Raw genomic sequence first — 18,356 nt, 5'->3', positions numbered from 1 at the left:
GTCAAGGCTGTGCGCCGACCTCGATCCTCCCAACTTAGGCTTACCTAAGTCAATAGGTTGCCGACATGATGTCGGAAACGGCCGCCACGGGAACACTTCCACCCCGGGTGGGTGTTCATTCCTGGCAAGAGGGAGGATGTGCTCCACCGTCCGCGTACCGTGGTCCGCGGGACGGGAGTGGCGAGGAAAGGAGCCCGATGGCAGGCAAGAGCAGGGTGTCCGACTGGTTGCGCCGCCGTACGGAGAGCGCTTCGGGCAACAGCCGGGCGGCCAGGGCGGCAGCCGCCGCTGCCGCCGACGACCTGCGCCGTGACGAGCTGATCCAGGCGGCCGTCGCCGCCTCGTATCCCGTCGCACCGGCCGTGCACCCCGAGGGCTTCGGCTGTTCGTGCGACCGGATCGGCTGTCACATCCCCGGTGTGCACCCCGTCTCGCAGGCGTGGCAGACCCAGGCGAGCACCGACCCGCAGCGGGTCGCCCAGTGGCTCAGCGGCCAGCCGCTCGCCAACTTCATCACCGCCACCGGGCTCAACCACGACGTCCTCGACGTCCCCGCGGAAGCGGGCCGCGTCGCCCTGGAACGGCTGACCGCCGACGGCGCCACCATCGGCCCGGTCGCCCTCCAGGGCGAGGACCGGATGCTGTTCTTCACCGCCACCCGCGGCACCCCCGCCGACGAGGACGAGTGGTGGCCCTGCGCCCTCGACTGCAACCCGGAGACCGCCGACGAGCACCCGGGCATCCGCTGGCACTGCCGCGGCAGCTATGTGCTGCTGCCCCCGGCCCGGCTGCCGTCCGGCGGCACGGTCGTCTGGCTCCCCGACCTCGGCCCCGACCTCCCGCTGCCCGACCCGCTCCCCGTCCTCGACATCCTCACCGACGCCTGCGCCCAGTTCGCCTACGAACCCGAGCCGGAACCGGTCGCCCGCACGCGCTGAGCCCGTCCCCGCTGAGGCCCGTCCCCGCTGAGGCCCGTCCTCGCAGAACCCGTCCCCGCTGAGTCCCTACGCGCCCGTCGCCGAGACCAGGCCCGCCAGGCGGCTGAGGACGGCCGTTTTCGCGTCCGGTCCCGCGCTGCGGGCGGGGACCGTGGCGGCCTGCTGGGACATGCGGGAGAGGGTGACGGAGGTGCGGGGGGTGCCGGTCATCAGAGCCTTGGTGTCCTGGTCGATGCTGAGCTGGTAGCCCTCGCGGTACGTGGCGCGGGTCTGATGCCGACTGGCGAACAGCACGAGCGCGCCGCCGGACCTGGTACGCAGCGCGACCGGGGTGAAGTCGCCGCCGTCGGCGGGCTGATCGGCGTACTGCGTCACGGAGTTGGCCGTACGCCGGTTCTTGTCGCGCCCGGCCAGCAGCTCGGAGGTCGCCGGACCGTCGGCGAACGCCGGTGCGGCGGGAGCCTGTTGGAGATACGAGGTGTACGCCGTGCTCAACCGGCCCGGCTGCACGAGCAGATCGGTGCCCGCGGCCGGCAACGCCTCGACCAGACCGTCCTTGTCGGTGGCGAGGGCGGGCAGCGCGTCCGGTGCCATGACGGCAAGGAAGGACGCCTTCCACGGGTCGCCCGCGGTGAACCGGCGGAAGACCAGCAGCCACCGCGAGTCGCCGCCGCGGTTGGTCGCGGTGTCCGCCACGAAGAACTTCGGCCAGCCGCGCTGCCTCGGCACCAGGAAGCGCGAGTCGGAGAAGGCCAGCGGCGTGAACGACGCGTTGCCCTCGGGGTGGTTGGCGTGCTTGGCCCGCACCCCCGCCTCGTCGATGGCGCCCAGCGCGCCCGACTCGATCTCGGCGACCAGCGACTCGTCGTACGCCTTCGTCGCCGCGTTGTTGACCTTCGCGAAATTCGCCAGCACCTCGGCCGCCTCCGCGGGCCGTACCGACGCGATGTCCGCGCGCTCACCGTGCACGGTGACACAACCGGCCAACGGCACCGCCAGCGCGGTCGCCGCCGCCGCCAGACACAGGCTCCGACGGTTCATGGCAGGGTCAGCACCTCCGCGCCGTCCGCCGTGACCACCAGCGTGTGCTCGAACTGGGCGGTGCGCTTGCGGTCCTTGGTGACCACGGTCCAGCCGTCGTCCCACATGTCGTACTCGTGCGTGCCCAGCGTCAGCATCGGCTCGATGGTGAACGTCATGCCGGGCCGCATCACCGTCGTCGCCCGCGGGTCGTCGTAGTGCGGGATGATCAGCCCCGAGTGGAACGCGGTGTGGATGCCGTGCCCGGTGAAGTCCCGCACCACGCCGTACCCGAAGCGCTTCGCGTACGACTCGATGACCCGGCCGATCACATTGATCTGCCGCCCGGGACGTACCGCCTTGATCGCCCGGTCGAGCGACTCCCGTGTGCGCTCCACCAGCAGCCGCGACTCCTCGGCGACGTCGCCCACGAAGTACGTGGCGTTGCAGTCCCCGTGCACCCCGTGGATGAACGCGGTCACGTCCAGGTTCACGATGTCGCCGTCGCGCAGCACCGTCGAGTCCGGGATGCCGTGGCAGATCACCTCGTTCACCGACGTGCACAGCGACTTGGGGAAGCCGCGGTAGCCCAGGTCAGAGGGGTACGCCTGATGGTCCACCATGTACGCGTGCGCGATCCGGTCCAGCTCGTCGGTCGTCACCCCCGGGGCGATGGCCTTCGCGGCCTCCTCCATCGCGCGCGCCGCGATCCGCGAGGCGGTCCGCATCTTCTCGACCGTCTCCGCGTCCTGCACCTCGGGCCCGGTGTACGGCGCCGGCCCCGGCCTGCCCACGTACTCGGGGCGCGGGATCGAGGCCGGCACGTGCCGGGTGGGGGAGAGCTTGCCGGGAACGAGCAGCGACTGACCAGACATGCCGACGAGTGTATCCGCGCCCGATCGGGGAACATGGCCGCAGGCGGCCACCCGCGGCACCCCCGACCACAGGAGACGATCATGGCGCTGTTCAGGGCGAAGAAGCCGGCCGGAAAGCCCGGCGAATGGTTCTACTGCATCGAGCACCACAAGGTCGAGGAGGGGCCCGAATGCCCCGCCAAGGACCGCTTCGGCCCTTACTCCACCCGCGAGGAGGCGCAGCGGGCGATGGACACCGCCGCCGAGCGCAATCTCCAGTGGGACACCGACCCGAAGTGGCACGACACCGCCGACGGTGACGGCCAGGACGCCGGGAACGACAGGCCGGGGGCCTCCTGACGGAGCAGTCGGGCGGGGCCGGTCGTCAGGACGCGGTCGCGGGTGCCGTTTCCGTGCCGCCTTCCGCTCCGCTCTCCGTCCCGCTCTTCGTCTCCGCCGCCGCCGGGTGCTGCCGCGCGTCGTACGACATCAGCTTCGGGAGAGCGGCGGCCAGGGCGACGACCGCCGCCGCGCACGCGACACCGCCGGTCCAGACGGAGGTACGGGCGGTGGTGAGGGCGGCCACGCCGCCGCTGCGGAGCTGACCGAGCTGCGGGCCGACCGAGTACGACAGCAGCTCGATCCCCGCCAGGCGTCCGCGCAGCTCGTCGGGGATCGTCTGATTCCACATCGTGGAGCGGCCGACGCCGCTGATCATGTCGCAGCCGCCCGCCGCCGCCAGGCACAGCAGTACGAGCCAGATCCGGCCGGTCCAGCCCGCCGCGGCCATGGCCAGGCCCCAGCCCACGGCCGCGTACACCACCATCCGGCCGTGCCGGTGGATCCGGGTGGTCCAGCCGCTGGTCAGGCTGACCGCCAGGGAGCCGACCGACCCGGCCGCGTACATCAGGCCCAGCGACCACGGCGCGTGCAGGTCGTCCGCGAGGAACGGGAAGATCGCCGCCGGGTACGCGAAGAACATCGCCGCCAGGTCGATCGCGTACGTGCCGAGGAGTTCCTTGCGGCTCCACGCGTAGCGCGCGCCCTCCGCGATCGAGCGCAGCGAGGGCGGTTTCGCGTCGTGCGCGGCCGGTGAACGGCTCAGCCCCAGGCCTAGCGCGACGGAGAGCGCGAAGGTCGCCGCGTCGGCCGCGTACGCCCACGAAAGGCCCGCGTACGCGATCACCAGGCCCGCGACGGACGGGCCCGCGATGGCCCCGACCTGCCAGCGCAGCGCGTTGAGCGCCGCAGCGGCGGCGAGTTGGTCGCGCCGGACGATCCTGGGCACGATCGCGTCCAGGGCGGGCCGCTGGAGTCCCGTCAGGGCGCTCGACAGCGCCGCTACCACGTACAGCGGCCACACCACCGGGTGCGGCACCACCGTGTTGACCAGCAGCCCCAACGCCAGCAGGCCCTGCGCCGCCTCGGTCGCGTTGATCAGCAGCTTCCGGTCCATCGCGTCCGCGAGCGCCCCGCCGTACAGCCCGAACACGATCAGCGGCACCAGCTCCACCGCGCCGATCGCTCCCACCGCGACGGCCGAGCCCGTCAGCTCCTTGATCTGCACCGGCAGGGCCACGAACGTCAGGAAGCTTCCGAACGTCGTGATGGCTCCCGCCAGCCACATTCGCCGGAAGTCCGCCGAGGTGCGCCACGGCGTCATGTCGGGGAGCAACGCCCTCTTCCGCTTCCGCGGGGGTGGGGGGTCATCGGTCACGGTCACTGTCACGTAGGGCGATGCTCCCCGGCCCGGCCTCCCCCCGCAAAGCCTTTTTCCCCCCGCCCGACCCGCCCCCCCCACCGGGCCGGTGGCCCGGCGACAACCGAATTGCCCCGCTGGGGCGGGTGGTGACCTGCGGGAGCGCGGGCCGCCCCCACCGGCCGGTGGTGAGGTGCGGGAGGGCTTGTGAACGGGGTGGGGTTACCAGCGGGGGGGTGGGGTGGAGAGGTGGTCGGCCAGGCGGGAGAGGGGGTCGCGGAAAGGGGGGCGGCGAGGGGCCGTGGCCTCACCCGCAGCGGAGCTGACAAGGTGCTGGAGGACGTCGAGGGAGAGCGCGGGCGCGTCGGGCGAGGGCAGGCTCAGGACGTCGTGGGCGACGCCGTCGAAAGAGTGCCCCTCCGCGGAAGCGGACAGGGCGAGGACGGTGGCGCCGGAGCGCCTGGCGTCGTGGACGCGTTCGAGGATGCCGGCCCCCGGCCGGTCGGGGGCGACGAGCAGCACGGTCTCGCCGCGCCCGGCGGCGGCCAGCCGCCGCAGACCGACGGCGAGATGCGGCGGCGCGCCCGGCGGCACGCGGAACCGCAGGAGCGTGGGGGAGAGTTCGGGCACCCCGCTCCAGGCGGCCTCGTCGTCGAGGTGCGCGGCGAGATGCCACGGCTCGTACGCGTCGGTGCCGACGAGCAACAGCGGTCCCGGCCCGCGCTGGACCGCGGTTCTGAGCGTCCCGCCGAAGGCGCGGGCGGCGCGCGGCCACTCCGTTCCGGCGAGCACTTCGCGCAGCAGCGCGACCCGTACGGCGTCCATGGCACGGCATCCTTGCGCCCCCGGAGTGATCCGCGCCACCGAACGCCGTCGAACACCGCCCGCACCTGGCAGGATCGCCGGTATGACTACCCCTGAGGACGTGAAGACCCCGGCCAAGGCACCGGCCAAGGACCCCTGGGAGCTGCCCGACGTGTCGGGCCTGGTGGTGGGAGTGCTCGGCGGCACCGGTGACCAGGGCCGCGGGCTCGCCTACCGGCTGGCCAGGTCGGGCCAGAAGGTCGTCATCGGCTCCCGCAACGCCGAGCGCGCGCAGACCGCCGCCGCCGAACTCGGCCTCGGCGTCGAGGGCGCGGACAACGCGGAGTGCGCCCGCCGCAGCGACATCGTGATCGTCGCGGTGCCGTGGGACGGCCACGCCAAGACCCTGGAGTCACTGCGCGAGGAACTGGCGGGCAAGCTCGTCGTGGACTGCGTCAACCCGCTCGGTTTCGACAAGCAGGGCGCGTACGCCCTCAAGCCCGACGAGGGCAGCGCCGCCCAGCAGGCCGCCGCCCTGCTCCCGGACTCGCGGGTCACCGCCGCCTTCCACCACCTGTCGGCGGTGCTGCTCCAGGACCCGGAGATCGCGGAGATCGACACCGATGTGATGGTTCTCGGCGAGGCCCGCGCCGACACCGACATCGTCCAGGCGCTCGCCGCCCGTATCCCCGGCATGCGCGGTGTCTTCGCGGGCCGGCTGCGCAACGCCCACCAGGTCGAGTCGCTGGTCGCCAACCTCATCTCGGTCAACCGCCGTTACAAGGCCCACGCGGGCCTGCGCCTCACCGACGTCTGAGCCGCATCGAGCCGTAGCCGCGCCGCATCCGAGCCGTAGCCGAGCCGGCCACACGGGCCGGCCACGCGAGCCGTACGTCCGAGACGTACGAGCCCGTCCCGAGCGGTCCGGGGCATGGGGGACAATGGCGGACGACCGTACGCGTCCGCCCGGACAGGAGCCGCACCCCATGCCCCGCCTCGCCCTCTACGCCCTCATCGCGTGCCTGCTCGCCGTCGCCGCCGCGGTGGTGTCCTTCGCGCACGGCAGCTTCCTGGGCATCGTGTGGGTGCTGCTCGCCGGGCTGACCAGCAACATGTGCTGGTACTACTTCCGCAAGGCGAAGATGGACGCCGCCGCTGCCGCCGACGCGACGGGCCAGCCGCAGAGCTGACGTCACTTCCGCCAGAACTGGAACAGCGTGTAGCCGTAGTCCACGTAGTCGCGCGGCACGTGCAGCCAGCCCATCACGGTGTCGATGGCGTGGAAGAACTTCACGTTCACCGCCGGGATCCACAGCACACCGAAGACCGCCAGCAGGCCGAACTGTGAGAAGGGCTCGAACTGGCGGCGGGCCGCGGGCGAGAGCCACGGCTCGATGATGCCGTAGCCGTCCAGGCCCGGGACCGGCAGCAGGTTCAGGATCGCGGCGGTCACCTGGAGCATCGCCAGGAAGGCGAGCGCGCACAGGAACTCGGTCGGCCAGGAGTCCAGCGCGCCGAGCGCGAACGGCAGCATCAGCAGCACCGCGAAGGCGACGTTGACCAGCGGGCCCGCCGCCGAGATGAGGCTGTGCCGCCAGCGCCCCTGGATGCGGCCGCGCTCGATGAAGACGGCCCCGCCGGGCAGGCCGATGCCGCCCAGGATCACGAAGACCACCGGCAGCACGATGGACAGCAGCGCGTGCGTGTACTTCAGCGGGTTGAGGGTCAGATAGCCCTTCGCGCCGATGGAGATGTCACCGCTGTGCAGGGCGCTGCGGGCGTGCGCGTATTCGTGCAGGCACAGGGAGACGACCCAGCCGGACACCACGAACAGGAAGACCGCGAAGCCGTGGTCGGAGGCGAACTGGCTCCACACCGCCCAGCCGGACACGGCCATCACCGCGACGATGGCGAGGAAGATCGGGCTGATCCTCCGGTCGCTGTCGCCGCGACGGTCGGCCCTGCGGATCGATGTGACGCTCATGGACGGGCTCCTGGCGTGGGCGGTGGGGCGCTGAGGCTACGGGAGGTCGTGCGCGGGCCCGGCGGCCCGACGGCGGGGGGACCGACGGTGGTGGGGACGGACGCGGCCTGAGGCAGCCGCCCGATCATGCCATCCGGGACGGAAACGACACAGGCCGTGCCCGGGAAACGTCCGGCGGCGTGACCAGGTTCCAACGCCGCGTCACGCCGGGCCACCGCTGTACGGAGGCGCGCGAGCGGACGCCACGCCTCCGCCCCCGCGTGGACCGTACGCCCTCGCCGCCGCGGGCGGACCGGGGCCGACCGGGGCGCGGTGACCGTGCGGGCTCCGTAACAATGGGGCCGTGCGATACGCGATTCTCGGCACCACCCAGGCTCTGCGCGACGACGGCACGCCCGCCGCACTGGCGGGCGGTCGGCTGCGCGCGCTGCTGACGGCGCTCGCACTGCGGCCCGGCCGGGTGATCGGCGCGGACGCGCTCATCGACGAGGTGTGGGACGGCGACCCGCCCGCCGGGGCGACCGGCGCGCTGCAAGCGCTGATCGGTCGGCTGCGCCGGGCCATCGGCCATGACGCGGTCGGCTCGGTCGACGGCGGCTACCGGCTGGAGGCGGCGCCCGAGGACGTGGATCTGTACCGGTTCGAGCGGCTGGCCGACGAGGGGGCGCGGGCGCTGGCCGACGGCGACCCGGTCAAGGCCGCCGGGCTGCTCGGCGACGCGCTCGCGCTGTGGCGCGGGGCCGCGCTCGCGGACCTGCCCGACCGGGGCACGGCCGCCGTCCGCAGCGAGGCGCTGCGCCGGGACGCCCAGCGGCAGCGGCTCACCGCGGAACTGGCCCTCGGCAGGGCAGGTCCGATCCTCCCCGAGCTGGCGGAGCTGGCCGCCGCGCACCCCCTGGACGAGCCGCTGCGCGCCCTCCACATCCGCGCCCTGCGCGCCGCGGGCCGTACCGCCGACGCCCTGGCCGCGTACGAGGCGGTCCGCCGTGACCTCGCCGACCAGCTCGGCGCCGACCCCAGCCCCGAACTGCGCGCCCTGCACGCGGAACTGCTGAACCCCCCGCCGCTGCCGGGTGACCGTCCGGTCGGGGCTCCGCCCGGCCCGGGCGGTTCCGCGGCCGGAAGGGCGCAGAGCCGGGCCCGCGGCACCCGCCCGCCCACCCCCGGATCCGACACCCGCGGCCCGACCGCGGCCCCCGGCCCACGCCCGGCCGATCACGGACAGGTCGGCCAGGACCACCGGACCGGACCCGCTTCGGGCGGAGACGGGCAGGGCGGCCCGGCCGAGTACGGCCCCGGCGGGGCCGTCATGGGCGCCGCCGCGGGCGAGGCGGCTGACGGCGGTGCGTTCGGGCGTCGGGGCGCGGCCGTTGCGGGCGGGGCCCGGCCCGTACCGGGGAACGCCCGCGCGCGGCTGACCAGCTTCGTCGGCCGCGAGGCCGACCTGGCCGCGGTGCGCGGCGACCTGTCGCGCGCCCGGCTCGTCACGCTCACCGGACCCGGCGGCACGGGCAAGACGCGGCTGTCGCAGGAGGCCGGTGACCTGGTGGCGCCGCGCTGGAAGGACGGCGTCTGGTACGTCGAACTGGCGCCGGTCAGCGATCCGCGGACGGTGCCCGAGGCGGTGATCAGCTCGCTGGGGCTGCGCGAGACGCTGCTGCACTCCGGCAGCGCCACCGAGGCCGCGCTGTCCGTCGAGACCAAGACCAAGGACCCGGCCCGGCAGCTCACCGACTACTGTGCGAGCCGCGAGCTGCTGCTGGTGCTGGACAACTGCGAGCACGTGATCGGCGCTGCCGCGACCCTGACCGAACAGCTCCTCGCGCACTGCCCGGGCGTCTCGGTGCTCGCCACCAGCCGCGAACCCCTGGGCGTACCGGGCGAGTTGGTACGGCCGCTGGACCCGCTGCCGGACCCCACGGCGCTGCGGCTGCTCGCCGACCGGGGCGCGGCGGCCAGGCCCGGCTTCTCGGTGGACGAGGACCCGGTGGCCTGCGCCGAGCTGTGCCGCCGCCTGGACGGGCTGCCGCTGGCCATCGAGCTGGCCGCGGCCCGGCTGCGCAGCCTCTCGCCGCGCCAGCTCGCCGACCGCCTCGACGACCGCTTCCGCCTCCTGACCGGCGGCAGCCGTACGCTGCTGCCCCGCCAGCAGACGCTGCGCGCCGTCGTGGACTGGAGCTGGGACCTGCTGGACCCGGCCGAACGCGTGCTGCTCCGCCGCCTGGCGGTCTTCCGCGGCGGCTGGACCTTGGAGGCCGTCGAGGCGATCTGCCCGGACCCCGAAGGGACCGGCCCCGACGAAGCCGACCCGGCGAAAGCGGCGGACGGCGCCCGCGAGGGCGTCCGCATCGACGCCCTCGACGCCGCGGCGCTGCTCGCCTCCCTGGTCGACAAGTCCCTCGTGCTGGCCGACCTCACCGACGACGGCGTACGCCACCGGATGCTGGAGACGATCTCGGAGTACGCGACCGAGCGCCTGGAGGAATCCGGCGAGCGCGCGGCCGTCGAGCGGCGGCACCTCACGTACTTCAGGGAGTACGTGCGCACCGCCGACCCGATGCTGCGCGGCGCGGGGCGCGGTCAGCACCGGGGCGCGGGCGAGGAGGGCGTGGGCCAACTCGTATGGCTGGAACGGCTGGAGCGCGAGCACGAGAATCTGCGGGCCGCGCTGCGCCGGGCGGTGGAGACCGGCGACGAGCAGGACGCGCTGCTGCTGGTGCTGAGCTGCTGCTGGTTCTGGGAGGTCCGCAACTACCAGTCGGAGCGCCGCCATTGGCCCGCGGCGGTGGCCGCGATGGGTCCCGATCCGTTCGGGACGCCGCCCGCCCTCGAACCGCTGGACCGCGGCCCGCTGGACGATCCGCCGCCGCTGGAGGGCGAGCGGCTGCTGGAGGCCAGGCGCTGGGTGCGGATCGAGGACATGGCGTCCATGCAGGGCGAGACCGACTGGTGGGAGCACCCGAAGCTGGCCCGTATCGGCCGCGCGCTGATAGAGACCTACCCGCCGCATCTGCCGCAGTCCGCCCGCTTCCCCGGCATCCTGCGGCCCTACGGAGCCTTCTTCTCCGGCGACTTCTCCCGGCTAGGCCCGCTGATGGACGAGACCGTGGAGAGCTGCCGCGTCCACGGGCGGCAGTGGGAGCTGGCCTTCGCGCTGCAACTGCGCGCGAAGATCAACAACGACATCAGTGAACGGCTCGCCGACGCGCTGGCCGACATCGCGGAGAGCCGCGGGCTCTTCCAGCGGCTCGGTGACGAGTGGGGCACCGCGGAGACGCTGTCCGCCGAGGCGGAGGCGGCCTCCAACGGCGGTGAGTGGGCGCGCGCCGCGCAATGCTGCCGCGAGGGCATCGCGCTGGCCCGCAAGATCGGCTCCCACCAGCACGTACCGGTGCTCACCGTCCGGATGGGCGAGGCGCTGTTCCACTCGGGCGAGGAGGACGAGGGCGAGCGGCTGCTGCGCGAGGGGGTCGCGGACGCCGACAAGTACGCGGCGGCCAGCGAGGGCGCGGGCTTCTTCGGCCGGGTGCTGCTCGCCCAGGTGCTCAGCCGCCGCGGCAGGTTCGACGAGGCGCTGGAGCTGATCGACGACGCCCTCGACGCGACGGTCCGCCACGCCAACGGTGTGCCCGGCTTCATCAAGGGGCTGCTGCACGCCATGCGCGGCTCCCTGATCGGCCGGGCCGGTGACCCGGAGACCGGGCTGCGGCTGATCGACGACGGTGTCGCGGAGCTCAGCCGCCACCCGCTGGCCACCGTCATCACCCCGCGGCTGGCGATCATGCTCTCGCCCGGGGTGGTGGATCTGCTGACGATGCTCGCCACCGCGGACGGCGCCGAACAGGAGCGCGCGCTGCGCAGGGCGCGCCGCGCGGTGGCGCTGCTCAACGCCAACGGCCGCCTGCGGCCGTCCGTGATGGCCCCGGCCGAGCGGCAGGACATGGAGCAGGCGGAGGGCCGGCTGCGGGAGTTGCTCACCGACGCCGGGTACGAGGCCGCGTACGCGGAGAGCGACGGCCTCACCCTGGAGGAGGCCGTCGCTCTCATGCGTGACGTGGACTGACGCGAACCGGTGCCGGGTGGCCCGGCGGCCGGGTCAGGTCTTCTTGCGGAAGCGCGCCACCGCCAGCGGCATCGTCACCGCGGTGATGCCGACCGACCAGGCCAGCGTGATCAGCACCGGGTGGGTGACCGAGCCGCCGTTGATCAGCCCGCGGGCCGCGTCGGCCAGGTTGGACAGCGGGTTGACCTTGGTGAAGCCCTCCAGCCAGCCGGGCATGGTGGTCGGCGGCGCGAAGATCGAGCTGCCGAACTGAAGGGGCATCAGCACCAGCATGGCGACGCCCTGGACCGCCTGGGGCGTCTTCATGGCCAGGCCCAGCAGGATGAAGATCCACATCAGGGAGGCGCCGAACACCGCCGACAGGGCGATGGCCCCGAACAGGTGCAGGACATCGGTGTGGATGGACAGGCCGAGCGCGAAGCCCATGCCCAGCAGGATCGCGATGGCGATCATCATCCGGCCCATCTCGACGACGATCTTCGCGATGAGCACCGAGGACCGCGCGATCGGCATCGTGCGGAAGCGGTCCATGACCCCCTTGCGGAAGTCGTCGTTGACCCCGCTGCCGACGGCCATGGAGATGTTCATGCCCATCATGGCCATCAGGCCGGGGATCACGTAGTTCACGTACTCCTGCTGGTTGCCCTTGCCCGCCACCGCGCCGCCGAAGACGTACACGAACAGCAGGGTGAAGATGACGGGCATCAGGACCGCGTCGAACATCGACTCCGGGTCCTGCTTGATCTGGAGCATGTTGCGGCGCGCGAGCGCGCCGATGTGCCGGAGGTTGGCCCGCAGGCCGATCCGTCCCTCACCGGTGGCCGCTGCCTTCGCGGGCGCGGTGACCGTCGCCGTAGCCGCGCTCATGCCGCGACCTCCACTTCATTCTTGTCGTCGATCCGGGTGTCCTCGTCCGGCCGGGCGTCGGGCTGGCCCGCGCCGTCGTCGGACTTCTTGCCGGTGATGGCGAGGAAGACCTCGTCCAGGCTGGGCAGGTGGGTGCCGATGTGCGCGATGGAGAAACCGCGGGTGCCCAGCAGGCCCACCACGGCGGTCAGTTGCTCGTCGCTGAGGATCGGCACGCTCACCACGCCGTCCTCGCGGTCGGCGATGGCGCCCGCCACCCCGTCGAGTCCGGCGCCGGAGATGGCCTCGGCCATCGCCGCCACCATCGAGGGCTCGCTCGGCCGGATCACCAGGGTGCGCCCGCCGACCTTCGCCTTCAGCTCCTCCACCCGGCCGTTGGCGATCACCCGGCCGCGGTCGATGACCGTCAGCTCGTTGGCGAGCTGCTCGGCCTCCTCCATGTACTGGGTGGTGAGCAGGACGGTCGCGCCCTCGGAGACCATCCGCTGGACCTCGGCCCACACCTCGTTACGGGTGCGGGGGTCCAGGCCGGTGGTCGGCTCGTCCAGGTAGAGCACCGCCGGGTTGCCGATCATGCTGGCCGCCAGGTCGAGGCGGCGGCGCATGCCGCCCGAGTACTCCTGGGCCGGGCGCTTGGCGGCCTCGGTGAGCGAGAAGCGCTCCAGCAGCTCGTTGGCGCGGGCCTTGGCGTCCTTGCCGGACAGGTCGAGCAGCCGCCCGATCATGTACAGGTTCTCCCGGCCGGACAGTTTCTCGTCCACCGAGGCGTACTGGCCGGTCAGGCCGATCACCCGGCGGAGCTGCCGGGGCTGCTTGAGCACGTCGTATCCGGCGACCCACGCCGAGCCCGCGTCGGGCTGGACCAGCGTGGACAGCACGCGCACCAGGGTGGTCTTGCCCGCTCCGTTCGGGCCGAGCACGCCGAGTACGGTGCCCTGGCGGACATCGAGGTCCACCCCGTCGAGGGCCTTGGTCTCACCGTAGTGCTTGACCAGACCCCGTACCTCTACGGCGGAGTGCCCGCCGCCGTCAGTCAGTCGCTTCGTCATGCCGACAACAATGGCGGGCGCCGCTGACACCGCGCCGACATCGCGCCGACAGCCGGGGACCGACCGTATCGGTGGCGTGTCAGCGACCTGTCAGCGACCGGTCACCGATCGGTCGGTAACGCTAGAGCGGCACGCTGACCAGCAGTGTTCCGTCCGCCGCCCGGATCTCGAAGCGGCTGATCGAGTCCTTGTGCAGTCCTGCGGCGCCGTGCACGGTCAGCGGTCGCGGCTGGGCGTCCGTGCCGTAGCCGGTCTCCGGCACCGCCCAGGTGGCCACCGTCTGGCCGTTGCCGTCCAGCGCGACCGCGACCAGGCGGCACGTCTGCGGGCCGCGCACGCCCGTCAGCCGCAGGTCCACCACGCTGCCCCAGCCCTTGTCCGCGATGCCGACGGTCGCCCTGACGCCGGTCTCCGGGTTGGTCGCGGAGCGCTGGTCGGACGCGAAGGCCCCGGCGGCCGGGCGCCCGCCGCCGTCGTCGGTGGCCAGCAGCGCGACCAGCGGTCCGCCGACCACCAGCACCGCCACGGCGGCCACCGCGGCCAGCCGCCGCCGCTTGCGCGCCCCGCGCTCGCGCGCGACCTGGTCGAGCAGCCGCCCGAGCATCGCGTCACCGCCGGGCGGGTGCGCGAAGGCGACGCCGTCCTCGCGCATCTCGTGGAGCACCGGCAGCAGCCCGCTCAGCTCGTCCAGCTCCCGGCCGCAGCTCTCGCACTCGGCCAAGTGCTCCTCGAAGCGGGTCATCTCCGCTTCGTCCAGCGCCCCGAGCAGATAGGCGCCCACATCGACGTGCGGTGTCATGAAGTGGTCACCCCTCTCTCCTCCAGCGCGTTCCGCAGGGCCCGCAGCGCGTAGAACACCCGCGACCGTACGGTGCCCTGCGGCAGTCCCAGTTCGTCCGCCGCCTCGTTGACCGTACGGCCGCGGAAGTATGTCTCGACCAGCACCTCGCGGTGCGCGTCCGACAGGTCCCGCAGGGCGTCGGAGATGGTCATCAGCCGCAGCGACCGTTCCAGCTCGTCCCTGGCGGGGAGCAGGTCGAGCGCGGCGGGCGAGGTCTCCGGCGGCCGGGAGCCGCGGCTGCGGTGGCCGTCGATCACGATCCGCCGGGCCACCGTCACCAGCCAGGGCCGCAGTGAACGGGCCGCCGGGTCGAGCTTGGCCGCGCTCTTCCAGGCCCGCAGCAGCGTCTCCTGCACGACGTCCTCGGCCAGGAACCGGTCGCCCGCGACGAGCCGCAGCACATAGGCGTAGAGCGCGCCCGCGTGCTCGCGGTACAGCGCCCGCATCAGCTCCTCCTCCGGAGCCGACACCGGCGGTTCCGGCGGTTCCGGCGGCCCGGGGGCGCCGGGAGGTGGTCCGTCCACGGCGGCATCCTGCCGTACCCGCTGCCGTGGGTCGAGTTCGCCCGTGCCGGGACCCATGCCGACCTCCTCCCGTTCCGCGCCGCTCCCCCCCGTATACGGACGCCGGGCCCGGATGACTCATGCCGTTCCGGACAAAACCGTTCCGGACGGGAACGCGGGCAAGAACGCGGGCAAGAACGCGGGCAGGAACGCGGACAGGTTTTCGGACGGAAACGAGAAGGGCGGCGCACCCGGGAGAACCGGGGCGCCGCCCTGCGCTGACGGGCGCGGGGATCAGGGGAAGGGGATCAGTGGAAGGTGTGCTCCTCGGCGGGGAAGGCGCCGCCCACGACGTCCTCGGCGAAGGACTTGGCGGCGTCGCCGAGCACGCGGCGCAGATCGGCGTACTGCTTGGTGAAGCGCGGCACCTTGCCGCCGGTGAGCCCGGCCATGTCGGTCCAGACCAGCACCTGGGCGTCGGTGTCGGGGCCCGCCCCGATGCCGATGGTGGGGATCTGGAGCGAGCGGGTGACCTCGGCCGCCACCTCGGCGGGGACGAGTTCGAGGACGACGGCGAAGGCGCCGGCCTCCTGCGCGGCCTTGGCGTCCTGGACGAGCCGGTGGGCGGCCTCGTCGCCGCGGCCCTGCACGCGGTAGCCCATGGTGTTCACGGACTGCGGGGTCAGGCCCAGGTGCGCCATGACCGGGATACCGGCCCGGACGATCGCCTCGGTCTGGGCCAGGGAGCGCTCGCCGCCCTCCAGCTTGACCGCGCCGACCCCGGCCTCCTTGATCAGCCGGGTGGCGCTGCGCAGGGCCTGCACGGGACCTTCCTGGTACGCGCCGAAGGTCAGGTCGCCGACGATCAGCGCGCGGCTGGTGCCGCGTACGACGGCGGAGGCCAGGATCGTCATCTCGTCCATGGTGACCGGGACGGTGGTCTCGTAGCCGAGGTGACAGTTGCCCATCGAGTCGCCGACCAGCATGACCGGGATACCGGCCTCGTCGAAGACCGACGCGGTCATCGCGTCGTAGGCGGTGAGCATGGGCCACTTCTCGCCGCGCTCCTTGGCCAGGGCCAGATCGCGGACGGTGATACGACGGGTGCCGGTGCCCCCGTAGAGCGCCTTGGGGTGGTCGGCGGGCTGGGCGCCGGACGTGCCGGTCGCGGTCGTGCCCTGGCCGGCCTGGGAGTCACGGCCCTGCGCGCGGGCAGCCGAAAGCTGCGTCATGGTGACGGCTCCTTCAGTCATCTCGAGGCGCCCTGACGGCGTCCCCGGATCCCTTCCATGCTGGCACGGCTCGCCCGGTCCGGAAAGAGGGGGCACGTTTTTGCCGCCCCTTTACGATACGAGACGGGATCGTATCGAATAAGACCTTAGGCTGACCCTCATGGCCGACAACTCGATAACCGCCCCGCCGTCCCACGTGCCGGAGGCGATCCACCGCCGCCGCTGGGCGATTCTCACCGTGCTGCTGTTCAGCCTCCTCGTGGTGGTGCTGGACAACTCGATCCTCAACGTGGCGATGAAGACCATCGCCCAGCCCTCACCCACCGGCCTCGGCGCCTCGCAGAGCCAGCTCGAATGGGCGATCAACTCCTACACCCTGGTCTTCGCGGGCCTGCTGTTCACCGCCGGCCTGCTCGGCGACCGCCTCGGCCGCAAGAAGGTCCTGCTCTTCGGCATGGTCGTGTTCGGCGCCGGCTCCGCGCTGTCCGCGTTCTCCGGCTCCGCGGGCGAACTGATCGGCTACCGCGCGGTGATGGGCCTCGGCGGCGCCTTCATCATGCCCGCCACCCTGGCGATCATCATGAACGTCTTCGAGCGCAAGGAGCAGCCCAAGGCGATCGGCATCTGGACCGGCGTGGTCGGCCTCGCCATCGCCATCGGCCCGATCACCGGCGGCGCGCTGCTCGAACACTTCTGGTGGGGCTCGGTCTTCCTGATCAACGTGCCGATCGTGATCGCCGCGCTCATCGCCATGTTCATCCTGGTGCCCGACTCGCGCGACCCGCGCCCCGGCCGCCTCGACCCGGTCGGTGTGGTGCTCTCCATCGTCGGCCTGGTCCTGCTGATCTACGGCATCATCAAGGGCGGCCAGTTCGGCGACTTCACCAAGCCCGAGGTGTGGGCCACGATCGTCGGCGGCCTCGTCGTCCTCGGCGCCTTCGTGCTGTTCGAGAAGCGCAGCGACCACCCGGCCTTCGACGTCACCTACTTCAAGGACCGCCGCTTCTCCGCCTCCGTCGCGGCCATCGGCCTGGTCTTCTTCGCCCTGATGGGCGTCACCTTCTTCATCGTCTTCTACACCCAGACCGTGCGCGGCTACAGCCCGCTCAAGACCGGTCTGCTGCTGCTCCCGCTGGCCGCCGCGCAGATGGTCTTCGCGCCGCGCGCCCGGCTGGTGGTCGACCGCTTCGGGGCGCGCGCGGTGTGCACCGCGGGCCTGACCCTCACCGCGATCTCCTTCCTCGGCTTCCTGCTGCTCGGCCAGTCCACGCCGATCTGGGTGCTGGAAGTGCTGTTCTTCCTGATGGGTACGGCGATGGCGCACGTCATGCCGCCCGCCACCGTCATGATCATGTCGTCGCTGCCGCGCGAGAAGGCGGGCTCCGGGTCCGCGGTCAACAACACCTTCCGGCAGGTCGGCGGGGCGATCGGCGTCGCGGTCCTCGGCTCGGTGCTGTCCACCGTCTACCGCAACGGCATCGACGACCACCTCGACGTCCTGCCCGCCGGCGCGCGGCACTCGGCGGGGGAGTCCATCCAGGCCACCATCGGGATCGCGGAGAAGCTCGGCCCCAAGGGCCAGTCGCTGATCCAGCCCGCGAACGACGCCTTCATCCACGCCATGCACATCACCGCCGCGTGCTCGGCCGCGGTCGCCCTGGTCGGCGCCGTCGTCACCCTGGTCTTCCTGCCCGCCAAGGAGCGGGTCGGACAGGCGCCCGACGCCGCGGCGGAGCCGGAGAAGGTGGGTGCCGAGCAGTGATCGACCCTCCCAGTACGTCGGCCGCGCGGCGCGGTCGCCCGCGCTCCGCGGCCGTCGACGGCGCGGTCATCGAGACCGTGCTGCGGCTGATCGCCGAGGGCACCTCGCTGTCCGAGCTGTCCATGGAGGGCATCGCGCGGGAGGCCGGGGTCGGCAAGGCCACGGTCTACCGCCGCTGGCCGGGCAAGGAGGCGCTGCTGATCGACGTGCTCGCCACGGTCGACTCCCACCCGCTGCCCGAACTGCCCGGCACGTCCTTCCGTGACGACCTGATCGTCGCGGTCGAGTCGATACGGCGGCGCGGTGTGGCCAAGCGGGAGTCCGCGCTGATGCGGACGATGCTGACCGAGGCGCAGAGCAGCCCCGATCTGTGGCGCTGCTACCACGACACGGTCATCGCCACCCGCCGTGAGGCGCTGGCCCAACTGCTGCGGCGCGGCATGGCCGACGGCGACATCCGGCCGGAACTGGGCAGGGACGTCGAGCTGCTGGTCGACTTCGTGACCGGACCGATGCTGGCGCGCTCCACGCTCCGGCCGGACGCCGAACTGTCGCCCGACCTCACCGAACGGCTGGTCGATCTGCTGCTCGACGGGATGCGCCCACGCGGCTGACCAGCGGCGGGGCGTACGGGAGTACACGGGGGCGCGGGGGATCTCCACCGCGCCCCCCACATATGTCCTCCGTGTCCCCGTCGTGTCACAGGTGGGGCCGATGCGGTGGGTGAAGGAACCCGCCGC

17 protein-coding genes are annotated in these 18,356 nt (G+C 72.7%); 7 read left to right on the top strand and 10 right to left on the bottom strand.

The window, feature by feature from the left end:
- Window positions 1-197 precede the first annotated feature (197 nt).
- Window positions 198-938, top strand: a complete 741-nt coding sequence (locus ACIQCJ_RS21055) for a bifunctional DNA primase/polymerase (protein ID WP_355334526.1) — start codon at window positions 198-200, stop codon at window positions 936-938.
- Between the two features lie 66 nt (window positions 939-1,004).
- Here ACIQCJ_RS21055 and ACIQCJ_RS21050 read toward each other — a convergent pair whose 3' ends face one another.
- The gene (locus ACIQCJ_RS21050) at window positions 1,005-1,979 is read right to left on the bottom strand and encodes a hypothetical protein (RefSeq protein ID WP_391043704.1); all 975 of its coding nucleotides are present in this window, start codon (window positions 1,977-1,979) and stop codon (window positions 1,005-1,007) included.
- Window positions 1,976-2,833: a type I methionyl aminopeptidase gene (map, locus tag ACIQCJ_RS21045; RefSeq protein WP_355334521.1), complete on the bottom strand. Its 858-nt coding sequence runs from the start codon at window positions 2,831-2,833 to the stop codon at window positions 1,976-1,978. Before map ends, ACIQCJ_RS21050 begins: the two co-directional genes overlap by 4 nt.
- Before the next feature lie 81 nt (window positions 2,834-2,914).
- On the opposite strand from map, the gene ACIQCJ_RS21040 reads away from it, so the two are divergent.
- Window positions 2,915-3,172, top strand: a complete 258-nt coding sequence (locus tag ACIQCJ_RS21040) for a hypothetical protein (RefSeq protein ID WP_391160044.1) — start codon at window positions 2,915-2,917, stop codon at window positions 3,170-3,172.
- A 25-nt stretch (window positions 3,173-3,197) separates the two neighbouring features.
- Here the strand turns inward: ACIQCJ_RS21040 and ACIQCJ_RS21035 are convergent, their stop codons facing one another.
- Together ACIQCJ_RS21035 and ACIQCJ_RS21030 are read right to left on the bottom strand one after the other, a co-directional pair.
- On the bottom strand, window positions 3,198-4,475 hold the full coding sequence (locus ACIQCJ_RS21035; RefSeq protein ID WP_402712189.1) for an MFS transporter: 1,278 nt from the start codon (window positions 4,473-4,475) through the stop codon (window positions 3,198-3,200).
- A gap of 258 nt (window positions 4,476-4,733) precedes the next feature.
- Window positions 4,734-5,336 (bottom strand): hypothetical protein, encoded by a 603-nt coding sequence (locus ACIQCJ_RS21030; RefSeq protein WP_401304051.1) that lies wholly within the window; start codon window positions 5,334-5,336, stop codon window positions 4,734-4,736.
- A gap of 82 nt (window positions 5,337-5,418) precedes the next feature.
- Between ACIQCJ_RS21030 and npdG the strand changes: the two genes are divergently transcribed.
- Window positions 5,419-6,132, top strand: a complete 714-nt coding sequence (npdG, locus tag ACIQCJ_RS21025) for an NADPH-dependent F420 reductase (protein WP_355334512.1) — start codon at window positions 5,419-5,421, stop codon at window positions 6,130-6,132.
- Window positions 6,133-6,301: 169 nt separating this feature from the next.
- On the top strand, window positions 6,302-6,505 hold the full coding sequence (locus tag ACIQCJ_RS21020) for a hypothetical protein (RefSeq protein WP_355334509.1): 204 nt from the start codon (window positions 6,302-6,304) through the stop codon (window positions 6,503-6,505).
- 2 nt (window positions 6,506-6,507) lie between these two features.
- Here the strand turns inward: ACIQCJ_RS21020 and ACIQCJ_RS21015 are convergent, their stop codons facing one another.
- A complete protein-coding gene (locus ACIQCJ_RS21015; protein WP_355334506.1) occupies window positions 6,508-7,299 on the bottom strand; it encodes a site-2 protease family protein in 792 nt (263 codons plus the stop codon).
- Window positions 7,300-7,642: 343 nt separating this feature from the next.
- On the opposite strand from ACIQCJ_RS21015, the gene ACIQCJ_RS21010 reads away from it, so the two are divergent.
- On the top strand, window positions 7,643-11,362 hold the full coding sequence (locus ACIQCJ_RS21010; protein ID WP_402712188.1) for an AfsR/SARP family transcriptional regulator: 3,720 nt from the start codon (window positions 7,643-7,645) through the stop codon (window positions 11,360-11,362).
- Window positions 11,363-11,395: 33 nt separating this feature from the next.
- Here ACIQCJ_RS21010 and ACIQCJ_RS21005 read toward each other — a convergent pair whose 3' ends face one another.
- The 5 genes from ACIQCJ_RS21005 to panB form a co-directional block, all read right to left on the bottom strand.
- On the bottom strand, window positions 11,396-12,229 hold the full coding sequence (locus tag ACIQCJ_RS21005; protein WP_188280623.1) for an ABC transporter permease: 834 nt from the start codon (window positions 12,227-12,229) through the stop codon (window positions 11,396-11,398).
- Complete coding sequence (locus ACIQCJ_RS21000; RefSeq protein ID WP_402712187.1) at window positions 12,226-13,278, bottom strand: ATP-binding cassette domain-containing protein; 1,053 nt, start codon at window positions 13,276-13,278, stop codon at window positions 12,226-12,228. The genes ACIQCJ_RS21005 and ACIQCJ_RS21000 overlap by 4 nt, the downstream gene beginning before the upstream one ends.
- A gap of 121 nt (window positions 13,279-13,399) precedes the next feature.
- The gene (locus tag ACIQCJ_RS20995) at window positions 13,400-14,077 is read right to left on the bottom strand and encodes a zf-HC2 domain-containing protein (RefSeq protein WP_402712186.1); all 678 of its coding nucleotides are present in this window, start codon (window positions 14,075-14,077) and stop codon (window positions 13,400-13,402) included.
- On the bottom strand, window positions 14,074-14,700 hold the full coding sequence (locus tag ACIQCJ_RS20990) for a sigma-70 family RNA polymerase sigma factor (protein WP_355334493.1): 627 nt from the start codon (window positions 14,698-14,700) through the stop codon (window positions 14,074-14,076). The genes ACIQCJ_RS20995 and ACIQCJ_RS20990 overlap by 4 nt, the downstream gene beginning before the upstream one ends.
- Window positions 14,701-14,930: 230 nt before the next feature.
- Window positions 14,931-15,854: a 3-methyl-2-oxobutanoate hydroxymethyltransferase gene (gene panB / locus ACIQCJ_RS20985; RefSeq protein WP_391160029.1), complete on the bottom strand. Its 924-nt coding sequence runs from the start codon at window positions 15,852-15,854 to the stop codon at window positions 14,931-14,933.
- A gap of 160 nt (window positions 15,855-16,014) precedes the next feature.
- Between panB and ACIQCJ_RS20980 the strand changes: the two genes are divergently transcribed.
- Together ACIQCJ_RS20980 and ACIQCJ_RS20975 are read left to right on the top strand one after the other, a co-directional pair.
- Window positions 16,015-17,616, top strand: a complete 1,602-nt coding sequence (locus ACIQCJ_RS20980; RefSeq protein WP_391043728.1) for a DHA2 family efflux MFS transporter permease subunit — start codon at window positions 16,015-16,017, stop codon at window positions 17,614-17,616.
- The gene (locus ACIQCJ_RS20975) at window positions 17,613-18,230 is read left to right on the top strand and encodes a TetR/AcrR family transcriptional regulator (protein ID WP_355334485.1); all 618 of its coding nucleotides are present in this window, start codon (window positions 17,613-17,615) and stop codon (window positions 18,228-18,230) included. The genes ACIQCJ_RS20980 and ACIQCJ_RS20975 overlap by 4 nt, the downstream gene beginning before the upstream one ends.
- Window positions 18,231-18,356 lie beyond the last annotated feature (126 nt).

Source organism: Streptomyces sp. NPDC093221 (assembly GCF_044753885.1).
GTDB lineage: Bacteria > Actinomycetota > Actinomycetes > Streptomycetales > Streptomycetaceae > Actinacidiphila.
Note: the sequence above shows the minus strand (reverse complement) of the source record. Positions and strands in the feature narration are given on the sequence as shown.

Bases quoted from the DNA above. Each gene is read 5' to 3' on its own strand.
- ACIQCJ_RS21050 (WP_391043704.1), bottom strand. From the start codon at position 1,979: ATGAACCGTCGGAGCCTGTGTCTGGCGGCGGCGGCGACCGCGCTGGCG.
- npdG (WP_355334512.1), top strand. From the start codon at position 5,419: ATGACTACCCCTGAGGACGTGAAGACCCCGGCCAAGGCACCGGCCAAG.
- ACIQCJ_RS21030 (WP_401304051.1), bottom strand. From the start codon at position 5,336: ATGGACGCCGTACGGGTCGCGCTGCTGCGCGAAGTGCTCGCCGGAACG.
- ACIQCJ_RS21055 (WP_355334526.1), top strand. From the start codon at position 198: ATGGCAGGCAAGAGCAGGGTGTCCGACTGGTTGCGCCGCCGTACGGAG.
- ACIQCJ_RS20995 (WP_402712186.1), bottom strand. From the start codon at position 14,077: ATGACACCGCACGTCGATGTGGGCGCCTATCTGCTCGGGGCGCTGGAC.
- ACIQCJ_RS21035 (WP_402712189.1), bottom strand. From the start codon at position 4,475: ATGACGCCGTGGCGCACCTCGGCGGACTTCCGGCGAATGTGGCTGGCG.
- map (WP_355334521.1), bottom strand. From the start codon at position 2,833: ATGTCTGGTCAGTCGCTGCTCGTTCCCGGCAAGCTCTCCCCCACCCGG.
- ACIQCJ_RS20980 (WP_391043728.1), top strand. From the start codon at position 16,015: ATGGCCGACAACTCGATAACCGCCCCGCCGTCCCACGTGCCGGAGGCG.
- ACIQCJ_RS21005 (WP_188280623.1), bottom strand. From the start codon at position 12,229: ATGAGCGCGGCTACGGCGACGGTCACCGCGCCCGCGAAGGCAGCGGCC.
- panB (WP_391160029.1), bottom strand. From the start codon at position 15,854: ATGACGCAGCTTTCGGCTGCCCGCGCGCAGGGCCGTGACTCCCAGGCC.
- ACIQCJ_RS20990 (WP_355334493.1), bottom strand. From the start codon at position 14,700: ATGGGTCCCGGCACGGGCGAACTCGACCCACGGCAGCGGGTACGGCAG.
- ACIQCJ_RS21020 (WP_355334509.1), top strand. From the start codon at position 6,302: ATGCCCCGCCTCGCCCTCTACGCCCTCATCGCGTGCCTGCTCGCCGTC.
- ACIQCJ_RS21015 (WP_355334506.1), bottom strand. From the start codon at position 7,299: ATGAGCGTCACATCGATCCGCAGGGCCGACCGTCGCGGCGACAGCGAC.
- ACIQCJ_RS21000 (WP_402712187.1), bottom strand. From the start codon at position 13,278: ATGACGAAGCGACTGACTGACGGCGGCGGGCACTCCGCCGTAGAGGTA.
- ACIQCJ_RS21040 (WP_391160044.1), top strand. From the start codon at position 2,915: ATGGCGCTGTTCAGGGCGAAGAAGCCGGCCGGAAAGCCCGGCGAATGG.